The following is a 7,126-nucleotide window of genomic DNA, read 5'->3' on the forward strand; positions in this document are numbered from 1 at the left end:
GATCTCGGACGCTTCCTACAGCTGCTCGGCCGGCTTCCCGATGGGCCGGCAGCGCGCCGGGGCCGATGCTGCACTCGTCCTGTGTCGGCGCATGCCCGTGCTGGGGCGCCGACCCTCCCCCCAAGAGGTGACCATGCCTCAACCTCCTGCCTCGTCCCGGCTGCCGCTGATCTGCGGCGCCATTCCGGTCGGTCTGCGCGCTCCCGGCGGTGCCGCGCCGCGCCGGCTGCTGTCGGGTCCGACCGTGCCATTGCCGGGCGGCGCCGGCCGCCTGCCCGTCGTAGCACAGCCGGCGGCGAGTCCCTTGTTCGTGTCCGCGGCGGCCGATGTCTCGCATCCGCGCGACGACGCGGCGGCCACCTTCGCTCTCGATGCCGAGAGCGATCCGGCTACCGACGCTTGCCAGCGCCGCCGCGCCCTGCTCCTCGCCGTTCTGGCGCGGCCGAGCTACGCGCGCATCGTGCTGGCCGCCGGCGGCCCTGGCGGCGGCTGCGGACTCGCGGTCGAACTCGCCGGCCGCTGCGACCAGCTCAGTCTCGTCACCCCCACCGATACCGCGCGCTCGGCCTGCACCACCGCCGTGCTCGCCGCCGGCTTCGGCGACCGGCTTGCTTCGCCGCGCCTCGCCAACGCTCCCGACGACTGGCCTGATACCTGTGCCGATCTTGTCGTGCTCGACGACTACGCCTGCTGGTTCGATTCGGCCGGCTTCTCGCGGCTGATCACGCGGGTGCTGGCCGGTCTCGTGCCGGGCGGCGAGCTGGTCTGCTGCGATCCGCGCCTGCCGCCGGCCGAGGCGCCGCTCACCGGCGATTACGTGCATGCCCGGCTGCGCCATGAACTGGCGCTCGACGGATTGCTGTCGCATGTCGAGCGGGATTTCCGCATCGACAGCTGGACCCGCCTGGCCGAGAGCGGCTAGGACGGGGGGCGGCGGTCGAGTTCGCTGGCGGTCGCCGCCGCGGCATGCTGGCTGCCGCTGCCGCTGCCGGCGGCAGCACGTTGCGCTCCGTGGCTTCCGGCCCGCCGTGCGGCCCAGGCCTCGGCCAGCGCCACGCACACCACCATCCACGCCGCGCCCACCGCGAACCCGGCGATCACGTCGCTCGCGTAATGGACCTGGAGCAGCACCCGGCTCGCGCCCACCGCCACCAGCAGCGCGAGGCAGATCGCCACCGCCAGCCGCCGGGCCCAGCCATCGAGCAGGCGCGCCGCGAGCAGCGCCAGCAAGCCGAAGAACACCATCGACCCCGACGCATGCCCGCTCGGAAAACTGAAGCCGTCGGCCGCCAGCCAGCCGTGGTCGTGCGGCGGCCGCGCGCGCGCGAACAGCGCCTTGAGCGTGGGGGTCAGCATCAGCCCGTTGCCGAGCAGCGCGAGTGACCAGGTGACGGCCATGAGCCGCTCGCGCGCCGCCAGCAGGCCGAGTGCGACGACGGCGCCGAGGGCGGTCTGCACCGGCCCGTCGCCGAGGCGGGTGAGCCAGCTCGTGGCTCGCAGCACGCGGTCGTCGAGGCCGGCGCGCAACGCGGCGGCGAGGGCGGCGTCGAAGCGCTCCATCGCCTCGCCCTCGCGCAGTTCGTCGGCGAGCGCGCCGAACAGCACGCCGCCGAGCAGCACCACGGCCGCGACGATGCGCAGCGGCAGCCGGCGCGCGGCGGCGGGATCGGCGCCGGCATGGCGCCATGGCCGGGTGGCGCGCGCGCCGAGCCAGACGAGCGCGATCGTCCCGGCGATGGCGGCGGCGATCAGCGCGAGCGCATGACGTCCGGCAAAGGCGGCGAGCTGGAGCGTGAGGTCGGGGCTGTCTGGCATCGGCGGAGGGCGGAGGCTGAAGGCGTGGCGTGGCGTGGCGTGGCGTGGCGTGGCGTGGCGTGGCGTGGCGTGGCGCGCTCGTCACGGCGCGCGTCAGATCAGCAAGCTCCGCGCGGTGCGGCAACCGCGCTTACAGCTCGTCGAGCCTGTTGCCGAGCGCGGCGGCGTGGGCGCGGAACGCGGCGCGCTCGTCGTCGCCGAGGCGGGCGAGGCCGAGCGTCATGGGCTGGGTGCGCGGATTGCGCCGCAGCGCGGCCTCGTGGCGATCGACGAAGGCCCAGTAGAAGGTCGTGACGGGGCAGGCGCCGTCGCCGTGGCGGCGCTCGGGCGCATAGGCGCAGCCGTCGCAGTAGTTGCTCATGCGCTTGATGTAGGCGCCGCTGGCGACGTAGGGCTTGCTCGTGAAGCGGCCGCCGTCGGCATGCAGCGCCATGCCGATCACGTTCGGCACCTCGACCCACTCCACCGCATCCACGTACACCGCGAGATACCAGTCGCTCACCTCGCGCGGCCGGATGCCGGCGGTGAGGGCGAACTGGCCCGTGACCATCAGCCGCTGGATGTGGTGGGCATAGCCGTGCTCCAGCGTCTGGCCGATGGCGGCGCGCATGCAGGCCATGCGGGTCTCGCCGGTCCAGTACCAGTGCGGCAGTGGGCGGTCGTGGCGGTAGTGGTTGGCGTCGGCCAGACCGGGCATGAGCTGCCAGTACACGCCCCGGATGAACTCGCGCCAGCCCGCGATCTGGCGGATGAAGCCTTCCACCGACGCGAGCGGCAGGCCGCGTTCGCGCCAGGCGGTCTCGGCGGCGGCGATGACCTCGCGCGGATCGAGCAGCCGCAGGTTGAGCGCGACGGACAGCAGCGAGTGCCAGCCGAAGGGCGTGCCGGTCCACATCGCGTCCTGCCAGGGGCCGAACTGCTCCAGCCGCGCATCGATGAACTCCGCGAGCGCGATGAGCGCATCGGCGCGCGTCACCGCCCAGCCGAAGCCGGCGAGCGAGCCGGGATGGTCGGCGAACTCGCGTTCGACCAGCGCGATGACCTCGCGCGTGACGGCGTCGGGCTCGAAGCGCGCCGGCGGCGGGATGAGGCCCGGGCCGTGGCGGCCCCAGCCCTTGCGGTTCTCGGTGTCGAAGTTCCAGCGGCCGCCTGCCGGCGCGTCGCCGTCCATGAGGATGCCGAGGCGGCGGCGCTGCTCGCGGTAGAACAGTTCCATGCGCCATTCGCGGCGGCCCTCGGTCCAGCGCGCGAAGTCGGCGCGGCTGCACAGGAAGTGCGTGTCGTCGCGCAGGTCGAGCGCGATGCCGGCGCGGGCGCAGACGTCCTGCACGAGGGCAAGCATCCGCCATTCGCCCGGCTCGCAGCAGGTGAGGGCGGCGGGGCGCAGGTGGGCAAGGGCGTCGGCGAGGCGGGCCGCGAAGCCGGGGAGGGCGTCGGCGCGGGGCGCGGATTCAGGCTCGCCTGCCGACGCCGACGCCGACGCCGACGCCGCCCACCGCTCCACCGTCTCGCCGAGCGCGAGGTAGTGCACGGTCCAGCCCCGCGCGCGCAGTTCGTCGCGGAAGTGCCGCATCGCGCTCAGGAACACCGCGATGCGGGCCTTGTGGCTCCACACCCCGCTCGCCTCGCCACGCGCCTCGATCATCAGCACCGCATCTCGTGTCGGGTCCAGCCCGTCGAGCGCCGGATTCCCGGCCCAGAGCTGGTCGCCCAGCACGAGCGCCAGCCGGCGCGGCGGCGTGGCGCCCACGGCCGTGTCCGTGGCCATGCGGCTCAGGCGCCGTGGCGCAGGCGCCAGTCGGCGACCGCGGTCTCGATGTCATCGAGCGCCGTCATCACCACCACGTCCCGGTGCGCCCGCTTCTGCAAGGCCGCGTTGCTGCCGCCGGCCCAGATCTCGACCGACGCCGGCAAGCGCTGGCGCAGTTCGGCCAGTCCCTCGGCCACCGTCGCCGGACTCACGAAAGCCGAGAACGACAGCGCGACCACGTCCGCCTTGCGCGCTTCGGCCGCGCGCACGATGTCCCACACCGGCGTCTGCACGCCCAGCGACAGGCAGGTGCAACCATGCAGCACGAGCATCGATTCCGCCATCAGCAGCCCGAGGCCGTGCGCTTCCTGCGGCAGCGTCGTCAGCAGCACGTTCGGCTCGCCGCGCGTTGCCGGCACCGAGCCGATCGTGGTGCGCATCACCGATTGCACGACTTCGGTGAACAGGTGCTCCTCGAACACCTCGAACCAGCCGCGCGCCCAGGCCTCCCCCACGCGCGCGACGAGCGGCGCCACCAACTCGGTCACGAAGCGCGTGAGCCCGAGCCGGATCAGCCCCTGCTGGAGCGCCGTGCGCAATGCCTCGGCGTCATGCCGCTTGACCAGATCGAGCAGCGGGTCGAGCGCCTCGCCGCCGCGAGTCGCGGGCGCGGGCGTGCCGCCGCCCGTGCCGCTTTCGCCTGCAAGCCGGCGCAGCTCGGCCACTTCGAGCTGGATGATCTTGCCGGGCCGATGCCCCGCGCCCATGAGCCGGCGCAGCAGGCGCAGCTTCTCGATCTGGTCGGCCGGATAGGTCCGTTCGCCGAATCCGTCGCGTCCCGGTCGCGGAAATCCGTAGCGACGCTCCCACACCCGCAGGAGATCCTTCGACAGTCCCGTGTCGCGCTCGACCGCCGCGATGCCGATGCCGGGCCAGGTCTGCTCAATGTTGTTGTCTTCCATCGCGGGCGATTCTAGGGAGTGTCCAATGTCTGACCAAGACAGGCTCAGGCGTGTCGAACCAATCGCGCGACGACCGGTCAGCTCAAGCGGTATCCGGCCACAGGGCCGGATTCATTCGTCGCGACACGTCTTGGAGGGGAGATGAAGCCAAAGGTTTTGCATCCGACGCCGGAATTCGTCCGCTCTCGGGAGCCACGGATGTCGGCCCCGCGCAGGCGCTGCCTCGCAGGCGCATCCGCCTGGCTCGCGGCGACCGCGGCGGGCGTATTGCCCGGCGTCGCAGTGGCCCAGCCGGCGACTTGTCCTCGCCTGCTCGACTTCACGTTCAATCGCCTCCAGGACGGCAAGCCGCAGTCGCTCTGCCAGTACGCGGGCAAGGCGGTCCTCGTAGTGAACACGGCGAGCTACTGCGGTTTCACGCCGCAATACGAGGGCCTCGAAAAGCTCTTCGCCGATCTGGGGGCGCGCGGTCTCGTCATCCTCGGTTTCCCGTCCAACGATTTCGGTGGACAGGAGCCGGGCGGTAGCAAGGAGATCGGCGAACTTTGCTTCAACACGTACGGCGTGCGCTTCCCGATGTTCGAGAAATCGGTGGTGTCGGGCGCGAATCCCAATCCGTTCTACGCCGAGCTCGCGCGACTCACGGGGATCCGCCCGGGCTGGAACTTCCACAAGTACCTGATCGATCGCAGTGGGAAGGTTGTCGGCAGCTACCCGAGCACCATCACTCCCGGAGACCGCAAGCTGCTCGCCGACATCACGAAGACACTCGACGGCTGAAGTTGCCCCCGGAAATTCCAGCTCCCGGTCATGCACGTGCCGGCCTATGAAGGCATGGCAATCATTGGTACGCCGCCCCTTGCTTTTCGCCGATGTGCAAAACCACAACCGTACCGTCGGTTCATTGCATCAGATTTTCTCGAATGCTTGACGTGCTGAAGGAGTGTCGCTAGAGTTCGAGGTTCCCTGGAGGGGTGCCCGAGTGGCTAAAGGGGGCAGACTGTAAATCTGTTGGCTTACGCCTACGTTGGTTCGAATCCAACCTCCTCCACCAAATTTTTGGCGGGCGTTCGCTAGCAGGCTGGCGGATGCTTGCTGTTCAGGGTGTGAAAGCTCTGGCAAGACCGGAAATCGAGCTCGCGGGTGTAGCTCAATGGTAGAGCAGAAGCCTTCCAAGCTTATGACGAGGGTTCGATTCCCTTCACCCGCTCCATTGCTTGCGGTGTGAATGAACTCCGGTCTTGTTGCGCTAGGTTTTGCCCATGTGGCTCAGTGGTAGAGCACTCCCTTGGTAAGGGAGAGGTCGCGCGTTCGATCCGCGCCATGGGCACCAACTATTCCCGGCCGCAGCTCGCGGCCGGGTAAGCGAACGTCAGCAACACAGTTCTAAGACCGAGGAGTCGGCAAATGGCAAAGAGCAAGTTTGAACGGACCAAGCCGCACGTGAACGTGGGCACGATTGGTCACGTTGACCACGGCAAGACGACGCTGACGGCGGCGATCACGACGGTGCTGTCGCGCAAGTTCGGTGGCGAAGCCAAGGCCTACGATCAGATCGACGCGGCGCCGGAAGAAAAGGCGCGCGGCATCACGATCAACACCGCGCACGTCGAGTACGAAACGGCCAACCGCCACTACGCGCACGTCGACTGCCCGGGTCACGCCGACTACGTCAAGAACATGATCACCGGCGCCGCCCAGATGGACGGCGCGATCCTGGTGTGCTCGGCTGCCGATGGTCCGATGCCGCAAACGCGTGAGCACATCCTGCTGGCCCGTCAGGTCGGCGTGCCCTACATCATCGTCTTCCTGAACAAGGCGGACATGGTCGACGACGCCGAACTGCTTGAGCTCGTCGAAATGGAAGTGCGCGAACTGCTCAGCAAGTACGACTTCCCCGGCGACGACACCCCGATCGTCAAGGGCTCGGCCAAGCTCGCCCTTGAAGGCGACAAGGGCGAACTCGGCGAAGAAGCCATCTACAAGCTCGCCGAAGCCCTCGACACCTACATCCCGACGCCCGAGCGCGCCGTTGACGGCACCTTCCTGATGCCCGTCGAAGACGTGTTCTCGATCTCGGGTCGCGGCACGGTCGTGACCGGTCGCGTCGAGCGCGGCATCGTCAAGGTCGGCGACGAAATCGAAATCGTCGGCATCAAGGCGACCGTCAAGACGACCTGCACGGGCGTCGAAATGTTCCGCAAGCTGCTCGACCAGGGTCAGGCTGGCGACAACGTCGGCATCCTGCTGCGCGGCACCAAGCGCGAAGACGTCGAGCGCGGCCAGGTGCTGTGCAAGCCGGGCTCGATCAAGCCCCATACCCACTTCACCGCCGAGGTCTATGTTCTCAGCAAGGAAGAGGGCGGCCGCCACACCCCGTTCTTCAACAACTATCGCCCGCAGTTCTACTTCCGCACGACGGACGTGACCGGCGCGATCGAGTTGCCGAAGGACAAGGAAATGGTCATGCCGGGCGACAACGTGTCGATCACCGTCAAGCTGATCGCCCCGATCGCCATGGAAGAGGGCCTGCGCTTCGCCATCCGTGAAGGTGGCCGTACCGTCGGCGCCGGCGTCGTCGCGAAGATCATCGAGTAAT

At 69.4% G+C, this 7,126-nt stretch carries 6 protein-coding genes and 3 tRNA genes; 6 read left to right on the forward strand and 3 right to left on the reverse strand.

Going from position 1 to position 7,126, the window contains the following annotated elements; all coding sequences use genetic code 11:
• Nucleotides 1–133: 133 nt before the first annotated feature.
• Nucleotides 134–922, forward strand: coding sequence for a hypothetical protein (locus H566_RS27060; RefSeq protein WP_156924246.1), 789 nt, complete (start codon nucleotides 134–136; stop codon nucleotides 920–922).
• Here H566_RS27060 and H566_RS22140 read toward each other — a convergent pair.
• The 3 genes from H566_RS22140 to H566_RS0100935 form a co-directional block, all read right to left on the reverse strand.
• Nucleotides 919–1,815: a phosphatase PAP2 family protein gene (locus tag H566_RS22140; RefSeq protein ID WP_051377769.1), complete on the reverse strand. Its 897-nt coding sequence runs from the start codon at nucleotides 1,813–1,815 to the stop codon at nucleotides 919–921. The two genes, H566_RS27060 and H566_RS22140, sit on opposite strands and share 4 nt — an antisense overlap.
• 130 nt (nucleotides 1,816–1,945) lie before the next feature.
• Nucleotides 1,946–3,583 carry a cryptochrome/photolyase family protein gene (locus H566_RS0100930; protein WP_051377771.1) on the reverse strand — a complete coding sequence of 546 codons (1,638 nt, stop codon included), beginning with the start codon at nucleotides 3,581–3,583 and terminating at the stop codon, nucleotides 1,946–1,948.
• A 5-nt stretch (nucleotides 3,584–3,588) separates the two neighbouring features.
• Nucleotides 3,589–4,527, reverse strand: a complete 939-nt coding sequence (locus H566_RS0100935; protein WP_028309960.1) for a MerR family transcriptional regulator — start codon at nucleotides 4,525–4,527, stop codon at nucleotides 3,589–3,591.
• Between the two features lie 198 nt (nucleotides 4,528–4,725).
• Between H566_RS0100935 and H566_RS0100940 the strand changes: the two genes are divergently transcribed.
• The 5 genes from H566_RS0100940 (at nucleotide 4,726) to tuf (ending at nucleotide 7,125) form a co-directional block, all read left to right on the forward strand.
• Nucleotides 4,726–5,307: a glutathione peroxidase gene (locus H566_RS0100940; RefSeq protein WP_028309961.1), complete on the forward strand. Its 582-nt coding sequence runs from the start codon at nucleotides 4,726–4,728 to the stop codon at nucleotides 5,305–5,307.
• 188 nt (nucleotides 5,308–5,495) lie between these two features.
• A tRNA-Tyr gene (locus tag H566_RS0100945) sits at nucleotides 5,496–5,581 on the forward strand.
• A gap of 85 nt (nucleotides 5,582–5,666) precedes the next feature.
• Nucleotides 5,667–5,740: transfer RNA gene (locus tag H566_RS0100950), tRNA-Gly, on the forward strand.
• Nucleotides 5,741–5,785: 45 nt separating this feature from the next.
• A tRNA-Thr gene (locus H566_RS0100955) sits at nucleotides 5,786–5,860 on the forward strand.
• Nucleotides 5,861–5,934: 74 nt separating this feature from the next.
• Nucleotides 5,935–7,125: an elongation factor Tu gene (tuf, locus tag H566_RS0100960; RefSeq protein ID WP_028309875.1), complete on the forward strand. Its 1,191-nt coding sequence runs from the start codon at nucleotides 5,935–5,937 to the stop codon at nucleotides 7,123–7,125.
• Nucleotide 7,126 lies beyond the last annotated feature (1 nt).

Source organism: Derxia gummosa DSM 723 (assembly GCF_000482785.1).
Classification (GTDB): Bacteria; Pseudomonadota; Gammaproteobacteria; order Burkholderiales; family Burkholderiaceae_E; genus Derxia; species Derxia gummosa.